Below are 17,819 nucleotides of genomic sequence, written 5' to 3' on the forward strand. Positions count from 1 at the left end.
CCGAGAGAATCGGGTTTCGACGACCAACTTCCCGGACAGGGAACCAAGGAGAACCGCCAAATGAAGCGTACCAAGAAGAAGCCCCAAAGCGCCAGCGCGCCGTTGCACGTGGTGCCCAAGCAGGACCCGGAAGGACTGCGTGCCTGTTTTGCCGAGAACAGTCAGCTCCTGTTGCCCATGCTCGATCTGATTCAGAACACCCGCGCGAGCATCGACGAGTTGATGCACGAAGCCGGCCGTAGCCTTGTCGAGCAACTGCTGGTGATCTCGGCGACGGAAGTCGCCGGCGAGAAGCATCCGGGCCGCAGAGGCGGCGAGATCCGCTGGCACGGCTCGCAGCAAGGCCAGATTGTGATGGACGAACGCAAGTTGAACGTGAAGCGGCCGCGCCTTCGGCGTCGTGGCGGCGGCGAAGTGCCGGTCCCCGCCTACGAGCAATTGAACGAGAATCCGCGGCTCGCCGAGCGCGTGCACGAGATCATGGTCACGGGCGTGTCGACGCGCAAATATGCCAAGGTCCTGCCCGAGATGGCCGGCACCGTTGGCATCTCCAAGAGCAGCGTCTCGCGCGAGTTCATCAAGGCCAGCCAGACGGCGCTCACCGAGCTGATGGGGCGGCGCTTCGATGACAAGGACTTTCTGGCGATCTACCTTGACGGCATCATCGTCGACTCACGTCACATCATCGCCGCTATCGGCGTGGACAGCCCCGGCGAGAAACACCTCCTGGGTCTCGCGAGCGGGTCGAGTGAGAACGCCCAGGTCGTCAAGGATCTGTTGCGCGGACTGATCGAGCGCGGCGTGCCTGCGGATCGCGAATACCTGTTCGTGATCGATGGTTCCAAAGCGCTGCGCTCGGCCATCGAGGAGTTCTTCGGCGAACGCGCCCACGTGCAGCGCTGCCGTGTGCACAAGCAGCGCAACGTCCTCGAGCGCCTGCCCAAGGAGAGCGTTTCGCAAACCGCCGCGATCATGAAGGCCGCCTACAAGTTGTCGACCGACGATGGCATCGCCAAGCTCAAGACGCACGCGGCGTGGCTCAAGGCCGACTATCCGGACGCCTCGGCCGCACTGCTCGAGGGGCTGGAGGAAACTTTCACGGTGAACAAGCTGGGCCTGACGCCGGCGCTCATGCGCGGGCTGTCGACGACCAACATCATCGAGAATCCCAACGGCGCGGTGCGCCGTGTCGCGGGGCGCGTGAAGCGCTATCGCGACGCCGACATGGCGTTGCGCTGGACAGCCGCGGGCTTCCTGGAAGCTGAGAAGCACTTCCGAAAAATCCTCGGCGTGAATGAACTCTGGATTCTCGCTGCGGCCTTGAAACGGTCACGCTCGAAATCAATTGACCATGATCGGAAGGTTGCCTAACCTATGCCGCACCCGCCGTCCCAACCTTCAACTGTCTTCGGGACATCGCCCCGCGCGGCGCGATGATCTGCTGTCGAAATCCTGGACAGAAATGAGTGTTAGTGTTTCGGAGCGTGAACCGCTTGGATTTCCTAGATAGTGCCGAGCGTTAGTGGCCGGCGTTTCATGAGCCTTCGTCCGACGGCCGCAGGCTGTATTGCCGGGCGAATTCGCCCGGCGTTAGATCTTTAAGCGCTATGTGAGGTGGAGTCTCATTCTAGTCTTGGCGCCAGGCCTCGATCTCGCGTTTTGCCTCCGCCAGAGTTTCGAACCAGTGCAGATTCAGGCATTCGTTCCGCAATGAGCCGTTGAACGTCTCGATGAAGCTGCTATCCGTGGGCTTGCCCGGACGGCTGAAGTCGATCTGTACCTTGTAGTGGTACGCCCACATATCCATCAGACGACCCGAAAATTCGCTACCGTTATCGGCGAACAGGAACCGTGGCGCACGGCGCTGTGCCACCAGACGGTTGAGCACCGATACCACGCCCTCCGCGCGCAGCCGTTTGCCGACTTCGATGGCAAGCGCTTCACGGCTGAAGACGTCCACGATGGTCAGCGCCCGCAGACGGCTTCCGTCGACCAATTGGTCCGCCACAAAGTCCAGGCTCCAGACCTCGTTGGGACGAATCGGTACGCATCGTTCACGGCGTGAGACCACCATCTTGCGTCGCTTGGGCTGCTTCGAGCGTAGCTGCAGCTGTTCTTCGGCGTACAACTGATAGACCCGGTTGCGGCTCACACGCCAACCCTCGCGTTTGAGCAACACATGAACGCGTCGGTAGCCGTATCGCACACGGGTTTGAGCAATCTCACGCATGCGCTGGCGCAACGCGGCCTGAGGATCCTTGACGCTGCGATAGTAGTGGGTGCTGCGCGCCTGCTTGGCCAGACGGCACGCCCGCTGCGTCGGAAGACCGTAGTGATCCACGATATAGGTCACGACTTGTCTCTTCAGCGCTGGCGGGGCCACTTTTTTGTGGCGATATCCTGCAGGATCGCCTTGTCCAGACTGAGCTCCGCAACCAGCTTCTTGAGCCGAGCATTCTCGTCCTGGAGCTGCTTCAGTTTACGGACCTGGTTCGATTCCATGCCCGCTTACAGCTTCTTCCAGCGATAGTACGTCTGCTCGGAGATGCCCAGTTGCCGGATCAGATCGGCCACCGGCATGCCCAGCTCTGCCTGCTTGAGCGCCGCCACGATCTGCTCCACCGAGTACTGTTTGCGTTTCATCACCAACCTCCCGCGTCATTGGGAAAATCGCTCCGAAACACTGACACACATTTCTGTCCAGGATTTCGACAGCAGATCATTTCGTTGCACGTCTGTTGAGCAGTCTGTTAGGAATCGACTCCACGCCCGCCAGTCGATTCAAGCGCGAGAGCCGATTTGATTCTTCTGACGCACGGTCAGCATTTTTCAGTTCTCGTTCATCGCGACGCCTACACCGCGGTACGCCACTTGCATGTAACGAACCGATGCGCGCCCGGCGTCCAAGGATAGGACCCTTTCATGCTGGCCGCACTACGATTTCCGCACACAACGAAAAAAGGAGAAGTCGATGACGCTAATCATTTATCTCGTAGGCTGGCTGATTTTCATCGGGGGCGTATCGTGTGCGCTGGTCGCGATGCACGTGTCGCAGCACACGATCATGATCGTCGCCGTCATCATGCTCGGCATCGCCGTGATCACGGGCGCGACGCGAGCGCGCAACCGCGACCGGTCCTGACGCGTTCGAACGCGCCGCCTCGACGGGCGGCGCCCGACGCATCACATCACGACGCGCGCGCCGGCCGCGTCCTGTATCAGCGTGACGAGTTCGTCGGGATGCACGGGCTTGGTCATGAAATGCTGGAAACCCTCGCCGATGCTGCGCAGACGGTATTCGTCGCCGTCGTGCCCGGTCAGCGCGATCGCCACGGACGGCGGCAGATTTCCGCGTATCTCGTGATCGCGCAAACGTTGGATGAGATAAAAGCCGTCCATCTCGGGTAAATCGAGATCGCAGATCACCGCATCGGGAAGATGCTCGATCGCCGCTTGCGCGCCGTCTTCGGCGTCGGCTACGGCGATGACTTCGGCGCCTTCTTCCTGCAGCAACATCTGCAGGGACGCCCTGCTCTCCGGATCGTCTTCGATCAGCACGATTCGCATATGCCCCAGTCTTGCTACTTCGCTCATGATGTTCTTTTCAACTGCCAAAAACGGAATTCTCGCGGAGGTCTCCAGCTTGTCGCCGCCGCGCGCACATCGCGCGCATTTGATTGACACGAAAACGCGGCGGGAATTCCGAACGCACCGCTATTTACGCCGCGTGTGCGCCGGTGCGGAACGCCTCGCGGTATCGGCAGCGGCGGCGCTAAGGTCGTCCGTTCGCTGCGTGCCTCAAAGAGCAAAATCCGGACCGGCTTGCCTCCGTTTCCCGGGAGCGCCATGTCCGGCGGGCGTTCCCGCCTGCGCGCGCCCGTCGAATGGACGAAACGTACGCACGACCGTGTAATTCCGGCACCAGCCGCGCCCTGATTTCCCGTCAGACGTTTGCTTCCCGCGCGGAATCGGGGCGCGACGCGGCGGCCGTCCCCGCCTGCAACAGCGCGCGATATTCGCTCGGCGTGATGCCCACCGTAGCCTTGAACTGGCGCGTGAACGCGCTGTGGTCGGTGTAGCCGCACAGCGCGGCGACGTCGGTGACTTTCTCTTGCGAAACGAGCAGCGCGGTGGCGGCGTCGAGCCGCGTCTTCAGCAGAACCTGACGCGGTGTCAGATGAAAGACCTTGTGAAAATAACGCTCCAGTTGCGCGATCGACATGTTCGCCATGTGCGCGAGCTGCCGCATGTTGAGCGGCTGCACGTAATTTTCCTGAATGTGCTGCACCACCGCCGCGAGCCGGCTGTAGGCCGGATGGGTGCCCTCGGCCGCCTGCAAGTCGCGCGAAATGCCCGCGAGCCCGACGATATCCCCATGCCTGTCATGAAGCGGCTGCTTGCAGGTCATGCACCAGCCGGGCTCGCGCCCCGGATAGAGATGCAGTTCGAGCTGATCGATGAGTTGATGCCCCTGCGCGATGATCGCCTGATCCTGCGCCGTGTAGATACGTCCGAAGCGCCGCGGAAACACATCCTCCGCGGTTTTGCCGAGGAGCGCCGATTTGTCGTCCTTGTGGCCGCAGCGTCGCGCGAGCGTGCGATTGACCATCGCGTAGCGCGCGTCGCGGTCCTTCACGAAGAACACGATATCGGGCATCGCGTCGAATACCGGCGCGAGCAGCGCGAAATGCGCGAGCATCTCGGAGAACGTCGATGCGGTTTGCGCGACCGACGCCGTGCTGGTCATGAGAGCCGTCATGCGTGAAGAGTCGGATTGCGCTCGATGGAATGGGAAGCAAGCGATTATAGGAGCGCGCACGCGCGGTCGAAATTGGCGCTCGCCCCACTATCGAACGATCGGTTCGGCGTGATCGCGCGCGGCGATCAGCGTGTCGATGCGCACGGGCGCGAACGGCGGGCGCGCCGCCGCGCGCGGCCAGCCGAAATACACCGACGCCGCCTCGCCGCACACGCGCCCCTGGCATCGCCCCATGCCGCAGCGCGTGTGCAGCTTGGCGTCGCGCCAGTCGGCATGCGCGGCGACCGCGCCGACCGGCACGTCTTCGCAGCGGCACAGCAAGGTGTCCGGCGACGGCATCGCGCGCGCCTCGCCGCCCAGTTCGAACGCCCGCGCCACGCGCCGCGCGAACCCACGCCAGCGATCGCGCTCGCGCACGAGACGCGCGATCTGCACATCGGCGGCGGTGCCGAGCGCCGCGTGCGCCGCCAGCGCCCCTTCGACGCTCGCCAGTTCCATGCCGCCGATGCCCGTGCATTCGCCCGCCGCGAAGATATCGGCTTGCGACGTGCGCTGGGTGTCGTCGACCGTGATCGCGCCTTCGGTTTCGTCGATGGCGCAGCCGAGCGCGAGCGCGAGCGTCGCATTCGGCACGAGTCCGTAACCGCACGCGACGCGATCCGCGGCGAGCGTCGTTTCACGTCCCTTCGCGCGGATCGTGACCGCTTCGACGCGCGCATCGCCATGCGCTTTCACGACGACACCGCCTGTCCGATACCGCGCCGTGCCGAGCGCGACGGCCTGCGCCAGCTTGCCCGGCGTCAGCGCCAGCGAGGCGACGAAGCGTGCGACGCGCGCAAGCGGCGCCTGCTCGACCACCGCGACGACGTGCGCACCGTGACGGCGGGCGGTATCGGCGGCCGCGAGCAACAGCGGCCCGCTTCCCGCGACGACGATGCGCTCGCCGCGCACCGGCATCCCGCCCTTGACGAGCGCCTGCAAGCCGCCCGCGCCCGTGACGCCCGGCAGCGTCCAGCCGTCGAACGGCAAAAGCCGCTCGCGCGCGCCGGTGGCGAGGATCAGCTTCGAATACGCGAGCGCGACCGGCGCGCCATCGCGTTCCAGCATGAGGCGCTTGCCGCCCGGTGCGGCGGCGACTTTCGTCGCGTTCATCGCGACGAGGTTCGCGTGCGTGCGCGCGTCATCGAGCCATTCGCGCAACGGCGCGGCGGGCGCGAGCGTCGGGCCTTGCCGCCAGATCTGTCCGCCTGGGCGCGGATTATCATCGACGAGCACGACGCGCACGCCCGCTCGCGCCGCCACCCGCGCCGCGTTCAGACCCGCCGGTCCCGCACCGACGATCGCGATATCGCAGGTTTCGACCTTCATCGCATCGTCTCGATGGACAGGCCGTCGCGGCATACCGTCTGACAGCCGAGCACGTGCGCGCGACCGTCGACGCTCACGCGGCATTCGTGACACACGCCCATGCCGCACAGCGCGGCGCGCGGCTCGCCGGTGACGGAACGCCGCGTCGCGCCGATGCCGCGCAGCGCGATTGCGGCGGCAACCGTCGTGAAAGCGGGCACGGCGAGCGCCTCGCCGTCGATGGTCACGCGAACGAGTTCAGCCATCGGCGTGCTCCTTCGCGAACCGTTGCGCAGAGAAAGCGTGGATGTCGGGCATCTCGAAAGGCACAGGCTCGCCGAGCATCTGAGCGGCGATGAGTTGCGCCGTGCCGAGCGATGTCGTCACGCCGAGCCCTTCGTGGCCCGCGGCGAGCCACAGCCGGTCTCCAGGAAAGCGCGCCGGGCCGATCAGCGGCAGACCATCGGGCGTCGCGGCACGAAAGCCCGTCCACGCGCGGATCGCTTCGAGCGCGCCGATGCCCGGCAGATAGCGCGACGCGCGCGCGAGCATCGCGCCGAGCACGTCGATTTCGACGGCGGGATCGAGCGTGCCGAACTGCCGCGACGAGCCGATCAGCAGTTGTCCCGTCGGGCGCGCCTGCGCGTTGAACGCCACCGATGTGCCGCGTGCGTGATGCGCGCTCTTGATGTAGCCAAGCTCCAGCACCTGATGACGAAGCATGCCCGGATAGCGATCGGTGATGAGCAAATGCCCTTTCTTCGCTTCGATCGGCACGCCCGCGATCAACTCCGGCGCCGCGAGCCCGTTGGCGACAACCACGTGCGCGGCCATGCGCTGCTCGCCGTTCGCAAGCGTGACGCTGGCGTGCGTGCCGCTGGCATCGACGGCGCGCACGGCGCAGCCGGTCGAGACGCGGATGCGCGGCGAACTCGTGAGCAGAAACTGCGCTGCGCAGGGCGCGTACACGATGGCGTCGTCGTCGATCAGGAGGCCGCCGTGCATCGCGTGGCTCACCGCCGGTTCGGCTTCGCGCAGCGCGGCGCGGTCGAGCAGGTGCGCGCGCACGCCCGCCGCGGCGAAGGCGTCGCGCATCGCGCGGGCGGCGTCGAGCTCTTCCTCGTCCTCGGCGACCCAAACCGTGCCGCAGCGCGTGAACGCATCGCGCTCGCGCAACTGCGGGCCGAGGGCGTGCCACAGTTCACGCGAAGCACGCGCCAGCGCGAATTCGGCGGGCGAGTCGTTCATCACGACGATGTGGCCCATGCCCGCCGCCGTCGCGCCGCCGCCGATGCCGCGCGCTTCCAGCACCTCGACCGTCAGGCCGCGCGCCGCGAGTTCCGCCGCGCACGCCGCCCCGACAATGCCGCCGCCGACGACGATCACGTCCGCCGTCATAGGCCTTTCATGAACGGATCGCGCTCGTCGAACACGAGCCGGCCTTCGCCCATGATGTGCGCGTGGCCCGTGATGGTCGGTACGAGCAGTTCGCCGTCCATCACGTAACTGCCTTCGAACACGCTGCCGATGATGCTTTCCTGCCGCCACACCGCGCCCGGCGCGAGCAGATCGTCCGCGGCGAGGCACGCGAGCTTCGCGCTCGTGCCGGTGCCGCACGGCGAGCGGTCGTAGGCGCTGCCGGGACACAGCACGAAGTTGCGGCTGTCCACGCCCGCCACCGGCGAATCCGCGAACAGCTCGATATGGTCGATGTAAGCGCCATCCGCGCCGGCGATGCCTTGCGCGTGCAGCGCATCGCGGATCGCTTCGGTGAACGCGGTCAATTCCGCGATGCGCGCGGGCACGAGTTGGCGCCCGTGATCCGCGACGAGAAAGAACCAGTTGCCGCCCCACGCGACGTCGCCGGTGAGCGGGCCGTGACCCGGCACGTCGACCGTCACGGCGCGCGCGTGCCGGTACGCGGGCACGTTGCGCACGCTGACGCTGCCGTTCGCATTGAGCGTGGCGTCGACCGGGCCGACGGGCGTGTCGATCCGATGCCGCCCCGGCGCGATCCGCCCCGCATGCGCCAGCGACGCCACGAGCCCGATCGTGCCGTGCCCGCACATGCCGAGATAGCCGACGTTGTTGAAGAAGATGACGCCCGCCGCCGCGCCGGGATCGTCGGGCTCGCACAGCAGCGCGCCGACCATCACGTCGGAGCCGCGCGGCTCGGTCACGATGGCGCGCCGCCAGTCGTCGAAACGCGTACGAAACGTGTCGAGACGCTGCGCGAGCGTGCCTGCGCCCAGATCCGGGCCGCCCGCGGTCACGAGGCGCGTGGGTTCGCCGCCCGTGTGCGAGTCGATGATGTCGATGGTTTTCATGCCGCCTATCGTAGAAACGCGCGCAGCGAGCGTCTTGAAGCGGCTTCGCCGTTTCGATGACGAAATCGGCATAGTCGCGGCGCGCGTTCGTGCGGCCGGGAATCGGCGTGCGGAGGCTATGCCGAAATCGGCACGCGGTGCGCGCGAAACGCGCAAGACGCCCGAATTTACGGTACTTACACTGCGTACCGTTCCATTCATTTCGGAGACTCGCCGTGACGCATATCTGGGAAGGCGTGATGCCCGCCGTGACCACCAAGTTCAACGCCGATTTCAGCATAGATCGTGCATGGACCGCGAAGAATATCGACGCGCAGATCGAGGCCGGCGTCGATGGCATCATCGTGTGCGGATCGCTCGGCGAAGCCTCGACGCTCTCGCTCGACGAGAAGCTCGACGTGCTCGATATCGCCGTGGACGCCGCGCGCGGCCGCGTGCCGGTGCTGCTGACGATCGCGGAGAACAGCACGCTCGACGGCTGCCGTCAGGCCGAACGCGCCGCGCGCCACGGCGCCGCGGGCTACATGGTGTTGCCTGGCCTGCGCTATCTCTCGGACCGGCGCGAGACACTCAATCACTTCCGCATGGTCGCGGATGCGAGCCCGCTGCCGCTGATGGTCTACAACAATCCGCTTGCCTATGGCGTCGATGTCACGCCGAAGATGTTCGCCGAGCTGGCCGAAGACCGTAAATTCGCCGCCATCAAGGAATCGAGCGGCGACGTGCGGCGCATCACCGATCTCATCAACGAAACGGGCGACCGGTACGCGCTCTTCTGCGGCGTGGACAATCTGGCCATGGAAGCGATCCTGATGGGCGCGCAAGGCTGGGTGGCCGGTCTCGTCTGCGCGTTCCCGCGTGAGACGGTGGCGATCTACAAGCTGATCCGCGCGGGGCGCGTCGAGGAAGCCCGCGCGATCTACCGTTGGTTTGCGCCGCTGCTCGCGCTCGATGTGTCGCACAAGCTCGTGCAGAACATCAAGCTGGCCGAGGCGATCGTCGGTCTCGGCACCGAGCCGGTGCGCCCGCCGCGCCTGCCGCTCGCGGGCGAGGAGCGCAAGGAAGTCGAAGCGCTGATCCGGCGCGGCATCGAAACACGCCCGGCGTTGCCGAGCTTCTGAGAACCCTCGGCGCAAATGAAAAATGCCGTCATCGCGACGGCATTTTTCGTTGATATCGGCCTCAGGCCTTAAGCGGCGATCTGCGCACGCTCGGGGTCGGCGTGCTCGCCGCCGCTGTCCTCGCCTTCATCGTAAAGATGCAGCAGGCGATAGCCGCTCTTGTAGACCGGCTGCAAGCGGAAGTTGTTGACCGGCTCGATTTCGAGCGCGAGCCGCAGGCGCGACACGTGACTGTCGATGGTGCGTGTGGTTTCGCGGAACTCGCGGCCCCAGACCATCGCGAAAATATGATCGCGCGACAGCACGCGGCCGATGTTCGAGAAGAACAGTTGGGCGAGACGGAATTGCGTGCCGCTCAAACGTGGAAAATCACGTCTCAGCCTTATGCAGTAAGGCGCTTCTGCATACCTCTTCTAATATTTTGCTCGGTTTTTAATCAAGATACGACGCGGTTTCGCGACCGGCTCCAGTCGGCTTATTAGAAACCGTTTACGTTAAAATCCGCGCCAAATATCGAGGTTGCAAAAATGGATTTCCTGAAATTTGACGTGCCGATGATTATGGTCTTCGGCTTCGCGTTCGCAATGTGCGTCGAGTCCGGCGCGCGGGCGCTTCATCCCGACCGGCCGTTCGCATACGAAGTGCGGGCTATGCCGATTCTCTACGCGGCAGCGATCGGCTTCATCGCGCTCAATTTCTTCATGCTCGTGCTGCCCTACTTCCGGGCCTATCCGTTCGCGGATGACTGGATCTTCGCGCTGCCGCTGAAGTTCACGTCACTCTCGGAGTGGTGGAATTGGCTGTTCGTGCAGCACGTCGATCACCGGATCCCGATTCACAAGATCGTCAGCTTCCTGACCCTGCGCGCGTCCGGCTTCGACTTCCGCTATATGGTCGGCGTCAACTACGCGCTGGCGATCGCGACGAGCGCGATGCTGCTCTACGTGGCGAAAGCCTATCGCGGCCACCTGAGCGCAGGCGACATGCTCGTCCCGCTCGGGCTTCTCCAGTTCAGCGCCGGTTACAGCCTGTGGGCGTTCCAGTTCCAGTTCATCTCGTCGATCTTCTTCTTCGCATCGTTCATCTTCTGCGCGGTGCGCGGCTCGATGTGGATTGCGGCGCTTGCGCTCGTAGCGTGTGCGCTGTCGGGTATGAACGGGTTGCTTTTCGCGACGATCGGCGCGGCCGCGATGCTAGTCTGGTTCGCCGCGGTGCGTCGGCGTGGCTTCGTCCCGTTCGTGCTGCCGCTGGTCGCAAGCCTGATCGTCTGGCTGACGTGGAAACCGACCGCCGCATCGAGCACGGACGGCCTGAACGTGCATGCTGTGGCCGTCTACCTGTACGGCCTGCTGCCCGCGTCGATGGGCGTGTTCGCGTTCGGCGATGTGGAATGGAAGTTCGCCGTCGTCGCCCTGCTCGCGCTGGCCGGTGCGGTCGTTATTGTCGCGAAAGCGGTGAAACGCCAGCTCACGCTGCACGATTATCTGCTGGCCGTGGGCGCAATCTGCTCGTTCCTCGTAATGGCAAGTGTTGCAGTCGGGCGCTCGAAGACTCAGGGCGACTGGAATCCGGTCACGGCGATGCATTACGGCTCGATGTCGATCTTCCTGCCGGCGTTCGCGTGGCTGATCGTCTCGAAGCGTTTCCCGCGCGCGGGCAATGTGCTCGGCATTGGCCTGCTCGCCGTGTTCCTCTACGCCTTCCTCAGCGCGTCAGAGTGGCGCAGCAACATGATCGACGGTGCCTATCCGCATCAGCAGGAAATCATGAGCGCGCTGAAATCGACGAGTGACGTCGATGCGCTCGCGGGGAAATATCTGCGCGACTTCACGATCGACGAAGCGCACAAGGGCGATGTGACTGGCGGCATCCGGGCGTTTCGGGCTGCCGGGGCCGCCCTGTACGGAAAGTGATTTGATAGGCTGCGTCGTAACGATCGCCGCGTAGACGGTGCGTAAGACAATAAAAAATGAAAACACAAAATCAACAAATAGCCTCAGTCCAGTTCCTGAGAGCTACCGCCGCATTGCTGGTTGTCCTGATGCACAACCAGATTTTCTTTCGGGACTACGCGCATCTCACCGGCGATCCCATTCCCACGATGTCGGGGTGGTATCGCTTCCTGCCGTTCGGCGGGGTCGGCGTGCACATCTTCTTCGTGATCAGCGGCTTCATCATGGGCCACCTTCACGAGCGGACACCGACGCAAAGCTTCGGCGCGTTCGTGGCAAATCGGTTCACGCGAATCGTGCCTCTTTACTGGATCGTCGCGGCAGTTTGCGCGTGGAACGCGCCCTCGCTAGACCCTGAGTTCGTCATCGAGTCGCTGCTGTTCATCCCGGTCCACGGCGTGTTTCCGCTGGTCGGAGTCGGCTGGACGCTGAATTTCGAGATCTTCTTTTACCTGCTGTTCGGTCTGATCGTCGTGAAAATGCGCCGGTCGATCTGGTGGATTGCTGCCGTCTTCGCCGCTCTTGCCGCCATCGCGCCGTTCACGAGCAACTATGTAGTGAAGTTCTATGCAGATCCGATCGCGTGGGAATTCGTTGCCGGGCTCGTGATCCACCGCGTCTATCGCAATCGCTACATCCGCGATTGCTCTCCGCTGATTTTGACCTTGGGAGTGGCCGGCCTGATCTGGGCGATGGTCGCGTTCAATCCCTCGCACAATTGGGGAATCCGCTCGACGATTCATTGGGGGCTGCCGAGCGCACTGCTCGTGCTCGGGGCCGTTTCTCTGGAATCGATGGGGATGCTGACGCGGGTGTGGTCGTTCAAGCCGATGCAGGAGATCGGCGCAGCGTCATATTCGCTCTACCTGACGCACGGGCTGATGTTCATCGCGTTCAACTGGTATTTCTTGCAGTGGACGGGTGCGGTGGAGTATCTCGGTCCTGACGGAGCGGTTATAGCGCTCGTCGTTTGCGCATGCATCGTCGCAAGCATTTCTCTGCGTGTGATCGAGCTGCCCGCGATGCGGCTATTGCGGGGAAACCGCGCAAGCCGCAGCCTCAGCCTTCAGTTGAAATCCTCTCAAAAAGTTAATGCGGCGCACGGCGGGCACGAATGAAACCGTCACCGGTCATCGTGCTCGTCGTGAAGCTGGATTGTCCGACACAGTAAGCCGTCGTCGTGGACGATACGTTGACCCGCACGACCGGCGATGAAACCGTCTCGCCGAGCGATGCCACGGCGCTCGATCCGAGGACCGTGGTTCGAAAGATCGTCGTCGCGCCGAGCGTGCCGAACGTCGCCGAAGTCGTGTTCACGCCGATAGCGGCCGACGCCAGAACCGTGCTCGCGGCCGGATTGAACTGGCCGGTGCACTGAACATCCCAATCCCCCGCCGTCAGACTGACGCTCGTCAGGTTCGCGGCCGTCGCCGTCGTCAGCGATGTGCCGGTCGTCGAGTTCGACAGATACTCGCCGATCTGTCCGGCCGATGCGCTGCTCCCATCCGTAACCCCCGCCTTCGTCTGATAGTTCGCGATCGTCAGATTGGCTGTGTCGTATGGCGTCGCGCCGTTGAACGTCGGACGGACGGAAAACGTCTGTGCCGCCGCCCAGGTGTTCGCGCCATTCAGAAGCGGCACCGTCGCGCCGCTCGTTCCCGTGTTCACCGTCGCCGATGTGCCGAGTCCGAGATTCGTGCGCGCGTTCGCCGCGCTCGTCGCGCCCGTGCCGCCGTTGGCGATCGCGAGCGTGCCGGTGATGCCGGTGAGCGGGACCGCGCCCCACACGGGCGCGCTGCTCGCGCCGGTCGAGATGATTGCCTGCCCCGCTGTCGAGCCGGAAGGATTGAGCAGGGAGACGGGCGTCGTGGTCGCGCCGAAAGCGAGCGACGTGAGCGCGATAAGCGCAGAGGCAAAGAGTCGTTTCATGTCAAGAACCCCGGTAGGTGTTGTCGGCAGGCGCAACGGTGACGGTCTGCGGCTGCCCGGTCGGTGCTGCGATAGTGGTGACGGTTTGCGGCGCGGGCAAAGTCGGCGCGGTGACGGCGCCCGGCGCGGTGGCGAACTGCGCGAACTGGCTTGCGAGCTGGTCGGCGCTGCGTGAGCCGCCCGTAAAGAACTCGCTTGTCTTGACCGCCATCGTGATTAATACGCCTTCGAGCGTGCTTATCAGGCTCATCGCGAGCGGCTCAATCGGCACCTTCATGACCCATATCGTCAGGTGCGCGGCGATCGTGCAGAAGAGCGCCACCGTGTAGAGGTAGGCGAGATTGCGCGCGGTGTGATCGTTCGTCGCCTGCGCGAATGCACGCGCGCTCTGCCGGTCCGCTGTGTCGGATTGGATCTGCGCTGTCTCTGCGGCGAGCCGGTTTTGCTCGCGCTGCATGGCGATCTGCGCGAGCTGCGTCTGATTGTCGAGCTCGGCCTGTCGCACCTTCGCCAGCGCTTCAGGATCGTTCTTCAGCGCAGCCATCACGGAATCAGGATCGGCAGACGTGCCCAGCGCCGATGCGACGATCGATGCGACTGCGCTTACACCGACGCCCGCGGCTGTGCCGACGCCCGGCAGAATGCTGCCGACGATCGGCGCCACCTTCGCGACCGTGGCTGCGACATCTCCCCACGTACTCATGCTGCCACCCCCAAGGCTCGATTCAACTGCCACCCGTATTCGAACGCTTCCTGCGATGGATTCGCCTCGGCGATCTCGACATAGCGCACCGACTGCTGCGACGCGATCATCCCGAGCAGCACACGCCGGCCGTCGTTTCCGCGCTGATCGAGAAACGACTTGAGCGCCGCGAGCGTCATCGCGCCGATCCCGCCATCCACCGAGATATCCGGGAACGCGCGGCCTTGCTGATTGAGCACGTTGAGCGCGCGCTGCAAGAACTTCACGCCCGTTGACGGTCCCATGTTCACGCCGATGTCGAGCAGCTTTTCGGCGATGTCGCCGTCGAGCGTCTGTACCTGATCAAACCGCGGCTGCGTCCAATACCGCGCGCGATAGATCGCGATCGCGGTGTCGCGCGTCATCTGCGCCATCGGCCCGGAATAGCCGAACGCGCGCGCGGTGGCCGCCGTGATCCCCCACATCGTTTCACCGCCTTTGTCGGCCGGGTTGTTCGAATAGCCGCCTTCGCGGCCAATGACCTTGTCGATATAGTCGGTCGCGTTCACTGTGTCACCCTCACCTTGATGTACTGCCAAAGCGCGATGCCGAGCAGCACTAGCACCGCCCACACCCCTTTCTTCGCCAACTCGCTGCGCAGATCCGCATAGAACTGCGCACGCTCCTCGGCTTTTCTGATCAACGCCTCGTGCGCGCGGCGGTGCCCGTCCGGGTCGTTGTCCGGAAATCCGCTCGCGAGATCATCGACGCGATCAATCAAGATGCGCACTTCCTTTTGCACCACCTCAAGCGAGCTGGTGTTCTCCACGTGCCGCGTTCCGATTTCGTCGCGAAGGCTATCCAACGCCCTCGCGACTGCGGCATATCCATCACCTTCGGTATGCGGCGGATCTTCGTATCGCATCCGCTCTACCATCCTTCCCCCGACTTGGCCTTGAATCTTTATGTCGCGATCAGTTCCGGCTGACCTCGTACCACGTACCGCCAAAGTTGCAGCGCAGCTTCAGAATGCTTCCCGCTGTGGCGCTGTACGAACCACCGCGAATTGATAGATTCGAGCCAGACGACACGGTCAGCGTGCCGGTGAAATGCAGCGTGATCTCGCGCCCGTCGGAGTTCGCGCAGCCGACAATCGCCGCGCCCGCCGCGCTCGAACCGCCGCCGCCCGTGAAACTGACCGAAGGCGCGGAGGTATAGCCCGAGCCGTTGTTCGTCATGTTCACGCCGATGATTCGGCCGGAGTTCGAAAGCTCGGCCGTCGCCGCCGCGCCGCTGCCACCGCCACCGCTAAACGACACGGTCGGCTTCGATGTGTAGCCCGAGCCGTTGTTGCTCATCGCGACGTCGAGCACCTTGCCGACGTAGTCGTTCTGGCTTTTCGTCAGCACGTTGCTGAAGCTCGTGTTGCCGGTCACGATGAATTCGTCGACGCCGTCAGGAATCACGAGATTCGGAGAGGCCGACGCGATCGTGTAGCCGTTGTACGCGGCGCCGCCAATATTCCCGCGCACCTTGCTCGGCAACTGCGTGCGATTGACGATCCACAGCATCGGATCGCCGCCCTCGATTTGGTTGTCGAGGATCGTGAACGTGCCTTCCTGCCGCTGCGCGAGAATGCCGATCTGCGTGCCGGTGAGCACGATGCGATTGTGGTGAACGTGGTTGTATGCACCGAGGGTCTCGAACGGCGTGCTGCCATCGCCATCGATGCCGGTGAGCATGATCTGCACACCGCCCGCGCTCGGACCGTTGTCGTACAGGATGTTGTCGTGGATGTTGCTTTGCGTGACGCCGCCGACGTTCAGGCCAATGAAGCCACCGCCCTTCGCGTTGCTGAAGATCTGGTTATCGTGGCAATTGACGTTCGAAGCGCCGCCGAGATCCACGCCGTACCCGCTATTCGCCGTGACGTAATTGTTCGCCACCGATCCCGCGTGCCCGCACACTTCGATACCGGCGAACGCCGAGGCGATCGGCGAAGCCGGGTCGCCATTGTTGATCGACTTATTGCCGTTGCAGGTGAAGCCCTCGCACTGGAGCAGGATGCCGTGCTGCTTGTTGCTGCGCACGAAGTTGTCATCGACCGTGAGATACGAGTTCGTCAGGCTCACGCCCAAGACCGGCGCGCCGGACGTGCCACCCGTCACGAAGCCAAGCACAGAGATACCCGAGCTTCCGTTGTTCTGGACGCGGTTGCCCTTGAGCACGATCGACGTCTGCGAGAAGTTGACCGGCGGGAAGACATAGTTCGCGACGCCGATGCCGTCCGCGGCGTTGTCGTGGATGTTATTGCGCTGCGCATCGACGCCGTATGCCTTGCTGATGTTCAGCCCGGTCCCGCCGTTATTGTCGATATCGCATTCCGTGACGCTGCTTGTCACGTTGTTCGACAGATTGGCTGCGCCGATCATCGACAGGCCGCCATCATGAAAACCGGTCACGCGGCACTTGCGCAGATTGACCGCATAGTGGCCCGTGTCGAAGACGATGCCGTAGCACGTCGATGAGTTGTTCGCCTTGTTGCCGTCGAACGTGATGCCCTCGATGTCGATGTCGTGCGAGGTCGAATCGATGAATGTCGAGGTGAGCAGTGCTGTTGCCGAGCGGCGGATGATCGTGTTGCCCTTGCCTGCCCCGCGGATGCGGACGTTCGACGGCAGCGACATCGTATCCATGATGTAGACGCCGGCCGGGAAATAGATCTCGCTGCCGCTCCACTGCGCGAGCTTCGCATTGATATTGACGGTCTCGTTCGTGACGCCGTTGCCGGTTACGCCGCCACCGTCCTTGATCGAGTGCAGGTCATGCGCGCGGTTATACACCGCCGATCCGGGCGACAGGGTGTCGTCATCCACAGTGCCATCCGATGGCACGAGCAGCGACAACGTCGTGCCGCCGATGCACCAGATGCGATCGACGCCGAGCGGAATCACGGCATTGAACTGAATAACGTTGCCCGAGATGAGATCGTAGGATGCTGGGTCCTGCACGACCGTCGACATCGCGATCAGACCGAGATTCGCTTTGGAGCCATAGCTGCGGCTGGTCTGTACGCTCGTCGAAGTCCCCGAGATGTAGTCGACACCGTCGACCCATTTCTCAATTTTCAGATCGCCCGCGCCGACGCTCGCCGGGATCGGCACCAGTGTCTGCTTCCCGGTCGAGTCGAACGCGAGCATGTTGTTTGCACGCTCCGATGCAACCGGCAGCGTGCCATCGGTTCCGTATTCGCTCAGCGGATAGCGGATCGAGTTCTCTACGGCGCTGGCCAGTTGCTGATCGATCATCGTCAGCTTGTCGAGCGCGGTCTCCGTGGTCTTCGCAGGGAACGAGCTGTTCTGCTGATATGAGGTTTCCTGCGTGACCGGAACCAGCCGGTAGATGTGCAGCTTGTATCCGCTCGCCTTCGTCGTCGCGAGCGCCAACGTGCCGCCTTCCTCATCGCCAGCACCGCTGACAGTGAAGTCCGTTCCGTTCGTCAGGGAGACGACGCTTTCGCTCGCATCGATGAAGTCCGCATAAACATGCGCACCGTCGAGGAAGTAAAACGGGATCGGGTATTGAAGCGTGACACCATCGGTATCGTAGGTCACGTCTTGCGTGGAGGATTCAACGGTCATTGGCGCACCTGTCTAAAGATGCGCCAATGATCTGCGTTCGCTAACGCACTATCCTGCCAGT

At 63.7% G+C, this 17,819-nt stretch carries 16 protein-coding genes and 2 pseudogenes; 5 read left to right on the forward strand and 13 right to left on the reverse strand.

Annotated features, from left to right (window positions below):
* Positions 1-60: 60 nt before the first annotated feature.
* Positions 61-1,371 (forward strand): IS256 family transposase, encoded by a 1,311-nt coding sequence (locus LY284_RS19555; RefSeq protein ID WP_008345072.1) that lies wholly within the window; start codon positions 61-63, stop codon positions 1,369-1,371.
* 163 nt (positions 1,372-1,534) lie between these two features.
* Here the strand turns inward: LY284_RS19555 and LY284_RS19560 are convergent.
* A pseudogene (locus tag LY284_RS19560) lies at positions 1,535-2,643 on the reverse strand (IS3 family transposase).
* Positions 2,644-2,971: 328 nt separating this feature from the next.
* Here LY284_RS19560 and LY284_RS19565 point away from each other — a divergent pair.
* Entirely contained in the window at positions 2,972-3,142 is a 171-nt protein-coding gene (locus tag LY284_RS19565; RefSeq protein ID WP_233387678.1) for a hypothetical protein, read from the forward strand.
* 41 nt (positions 3,143-3,183) lie between these two features.
* On the opposite strand, the gene LY284_RS19570 is transcribed toward LY284_RS19565, so the two are convergent.
* The 6 genes from LY284_RS19570 to LY284_RS19595 form a co-directional block, all read right to left on the reverse strand.
* Entirely contained in the window at positions 3,184-3,594 is a 411-nt protein-coding gene (locus LY284_RS19570; protein WP_045454560.1) for a response regulator, read from the reverse strand.
* A gap of 349 nt (positions 3,595-3,943) precedes the next feature.
* On the reverse strand, positions 3,944-4,759 hold the full coding sequence (locus LY284_RS19575; protein WP_233387679.1) for an AraC family transcriptional regulator: 816 nt from the start codon (positions 4,757-4,759) through the stop codon (positions 3,944-3,946).
* Positions 4,760-4,846: 87 nt separating this feature from the next.
* Positions 4,847-6,127, reverse strand: coding sequence for an FAD/NAD(P)-binding oxidoreductase (locus tag LY284_RS19580; protein WP_233387680.1), 1,281 nt, complete (start codon positions 6,125-6,127; stop codon positions 4,847-4,849).
* A complete protein-coding gene (locus LY284_RS19585) occupies positions 6,124-6,372 on the reverse strand; it encodes a (2Fe-2S)-binding protein (protein WP_233387681.1) in 249 nt (82 codons plus the stop codon). Before LY284_RS19585 ends, LY284_RS19580 begins: the two co-directional genes overlap by 4 nt.
* The gene (locus tag LY284_RS19590) at positions 6,365-7,504 is read right to left on the reverse strand and encodes an FAD-binding oxidoreductase (protein WP_233387682.1); all 1,140 of its coding nucleotides are present in this window, start codon (positions 7,502-7,504) and stop codon (positions 6,365-6,367) included. Before LY284_RS19590 ends, LY284_RS19585 begins: the two co-directional genes overlap by 8 nt.
* Positions 7,501-8,442 carry a 4-hydroxyproline epimerase gene (locus tag LY284_RS19595; RefSeq protein WP_233388391.1) on the reverse strand — a complete coding sequence of 314 codons (942 nt, stop codon included), beginning with the start codon at positions 8,440-8,442 and terminating at the stop codon, positions 7,501-7,503. The genes LY284_RS19590 and LY284_RS19595 overlap by 4 nt, the downstream gene beginning before the upstream one ends.
* Before the next feature lie 206 nt (positions 8,443-8,648).
* Here LY284_RS19595 and LY284_RS19600 point away from each other — a divergent pair, with 206 nt between their 5' ends.
* Complete coding sequence (locus LY284_RS19600) at positions 8,649-9,554, forward strand: dihydrodipicolinate synthase family protein (RefSeq protein WP_014251015.1); 906 nt, start codon at positions 8,649-8,651, stop codon at positions 9,552-9,554.
* 68 nt (positions 9,555-9,622) lie between these two features.
* Here the strand turns inward: LY284_RS19600 and LY284_RS19605 are convergent.
* Positions 9,623-9,916: pseudogene (locus LY284_RS19605) on the reverse strand (helix-turn-helix domain-containing protein); the annotation flags it as partial.
* 165 nt (positions 9,917-10,081) lie between these two features.
* Between LY284_RS19605 and LY284_RS19610 the strand changes: the two are divergent.
* Both LY284_RS19610 and LY284_RS19615 read left to right on the forward strand, forming a co-directional pair.
* Complete coding sequence (locus LY284_RS19610; protein WP_233387683.1) at positions 10,082-11,467, forward strand: hypothetical protein; 1,386 nt, start codon at positions 10,082-10,084, stop codon at positions 11,465-11,467.
* Positions 11,468-11,523: 56 nt separating this feature from the next.
* Positions 11,524-12,624, forward strand: a complete 1,101-nt coding sequence (locus tag LY284_RS19615; RefSeq protein ID WP_233387684.1) for an acyltransferase — start codon at positions 11,524-11,526, stop codon at positions 12,622-12,624.
* On the opposite strand, the gene LY284_RS19620 is transcribed toward LY284_RS19615, so the two are convergent.
* Genes LY284_RS19620 through LY284_RS19640 form a run of 5 tightly spaced genes read right to left on the reverse strand, consistent with a single transcriptional unit; the run spans position 12,596 to position 17,758 of the window.
* Positions 12,596-13,435 carry a hypothetical protein gene (locus LY284_RS19620; protein ID WP_233387685.1) on the reverse strand — a complete coding sequence of 280 codons (840 nt, stop codon included), beginning with the start codon at positions 13,433-13,435 and terminating at the stop codon, positions 12,596-12,598. The genes LY284_RS19615 and LY284_RS19620 overlap by 29 nt on opposite strands.
* Position 13,436: 1 nt before the next feature.
* Positions 13,437-14,138, reverse strand: a complete 702-nt coding sequence (locus LY284_RS19625) for a hypothetical protein (protein ID WP_233387686.1) — start codon at positions 14,136-14,138, stop codon at positions 13,437-13,439.
* The gene (locus LY284_RS19630) at positions 14,135-14,686 is read right to left on the reverse strand and encodes a glycoside hydrolase family 108 protein (RefSeq protein ID WP_233387687.1); all 552 of its coding nucleotides are present in this window, start codon (positions 14,684-14,686) and stop codon (positions 14,135-14,137) included. The genes LY284_RS19625 and LY284_RS19630 overlap by 4 nt, the downstream gene beginning before the upstream one ends.
* The gene (locus LY284_RS19635; RefSeq protein WP_233387688.1) at positions 14,683-15,042 is read right to left on the reverse strand and encodes a hypothetical protein; all 360 of its coding nucleotides are present in this window, start codon (positions 15,040-15,042) and stop codon (positions 14,683-14,685) included. The genes LY284_RS19630 and LY284_RS19635 overlap by 4 nt, the downstream gene beginning before the upstream one ends.
* Positions 15,043-15,091: 49 nt before the next feature.
* On the reverse strand, positions 15,092-17,758 hold the full coding sequence (locus tag LY284_RS19640; protein WP_233387689.1) for a right-handed parallel beta-helix repeat-containing protein: 2,667 nt from the start codon (positions 17,756-17,758) through the stop codon (positions 15,092-15,094).
* Between the last annotated feature and the right edge of the window lie 61 nt (positions 17,759-17,819).

Origin of the sequence: Caballeronia sp. PC1 (genome assembly GCF_021353155.1) — a bacterium.
Lineage (GTDB): Bacteria > Pseudomonadota > Gammaproteobacteria > Burkholderiales > Burkholderiaceae > Caballeronia > Caballeronia cordobensis.

Excerpts from the sequence above, each read along its gene's own strand:
- LY284_RS19555 (WP_008345072.1), top strand. The coding sequence starts at position 61 with ATGAAGCGTACCAAGAAGAAGCCCCAAAGCGCCAGCGCGCCGTTGCAC.
- LY284_RS19565 (WP_233387678.1), top strand. The coding sequence starts at position 2,972 with ATGACGCTAATCATTTATCTCGTAGGCTGGCTGATTTTCATCGGGGGC.
- LY284_RS19570 (WP_045454560.1), bottom strand. The coding sequence starts at position 3,594 with ATGAGCGAAGTAGCAAGACTGGGGCATATGCGAATCGTGCTGATCGAA.
- LY284_RS19575 (WP_233387679.1), bottom strand. The coding sequence starts at position 4,759 with ATGACGGCTCTCATGACCAGCACGGCGTCGGTCGCGCAAACCGCATCG.
- LY284_RS19580 (WP_233387680.1), bottom strand. The coding sequence starts at position 6,127 with ATGAAGGTCGAAACCTGCGATATCGCGATCGTCGGTGCGGGACCGGCG.
- LY284_RS19585 (WP_233387681.1), bottom strand. The coding sequence starts at position 6,372 with ATGGCTGAACTCGTTCGCGTGACCATCGACGGCGAGGCGCTCGCCGTG.
- LY284_RS19590 (WP_233387682.1), bottom strand. The coding sequence starts at position 7,504 with ATGACGGCGGACGTGATCGTCGTCGGCGGCGGCATTGTCGGGGCGGCG.
- LY284_RS19610 (WP_233387683.1), top strand. The coding sequence starts at position 10,082 with ATGGATTTCCTGAAATTTGACGTGCCGATGATTATGGTCTTCGGCTTC.
- LY284_RS19615 (WP_233387684.1), top strand. The coding sequence starts at position 11,524 with ATGAAAACACAAAATCAACAAATAGCCTCAGTCCAGTTCCTGAGAGCT.
- LY284_RS19620 (WP_233387685.1), bottom strand. The coding sequence starts at position 13,435 with ATGAAACGACTCTTTGCCTCTGCGCTTATCGCGCTCACGTCGCTCGCT.
- LY284_RS19625 (WP_233387686.1), bottom strand. The coding sequence starts at position 14,138 with ATGAGTACGTGGGGAGATGTCGCAGCCACGGTCGCGAAGGTGGCGCCG.
- LY284_RS19635 (WP_233387688.1), bottom strand. The coding sequence starts at position 15,042 with ATGCGATACGAAGATCCGCCGCATACCGAAGGTGATGGATATGCCGCA.
- LY284_RS19640 (WP_233387689.1), bottom strand. The coding sequence starts at position 17,758 with ATGACCGTTGAATCCTCCACGCAAGACGTGACCTACGATACCGATGGT.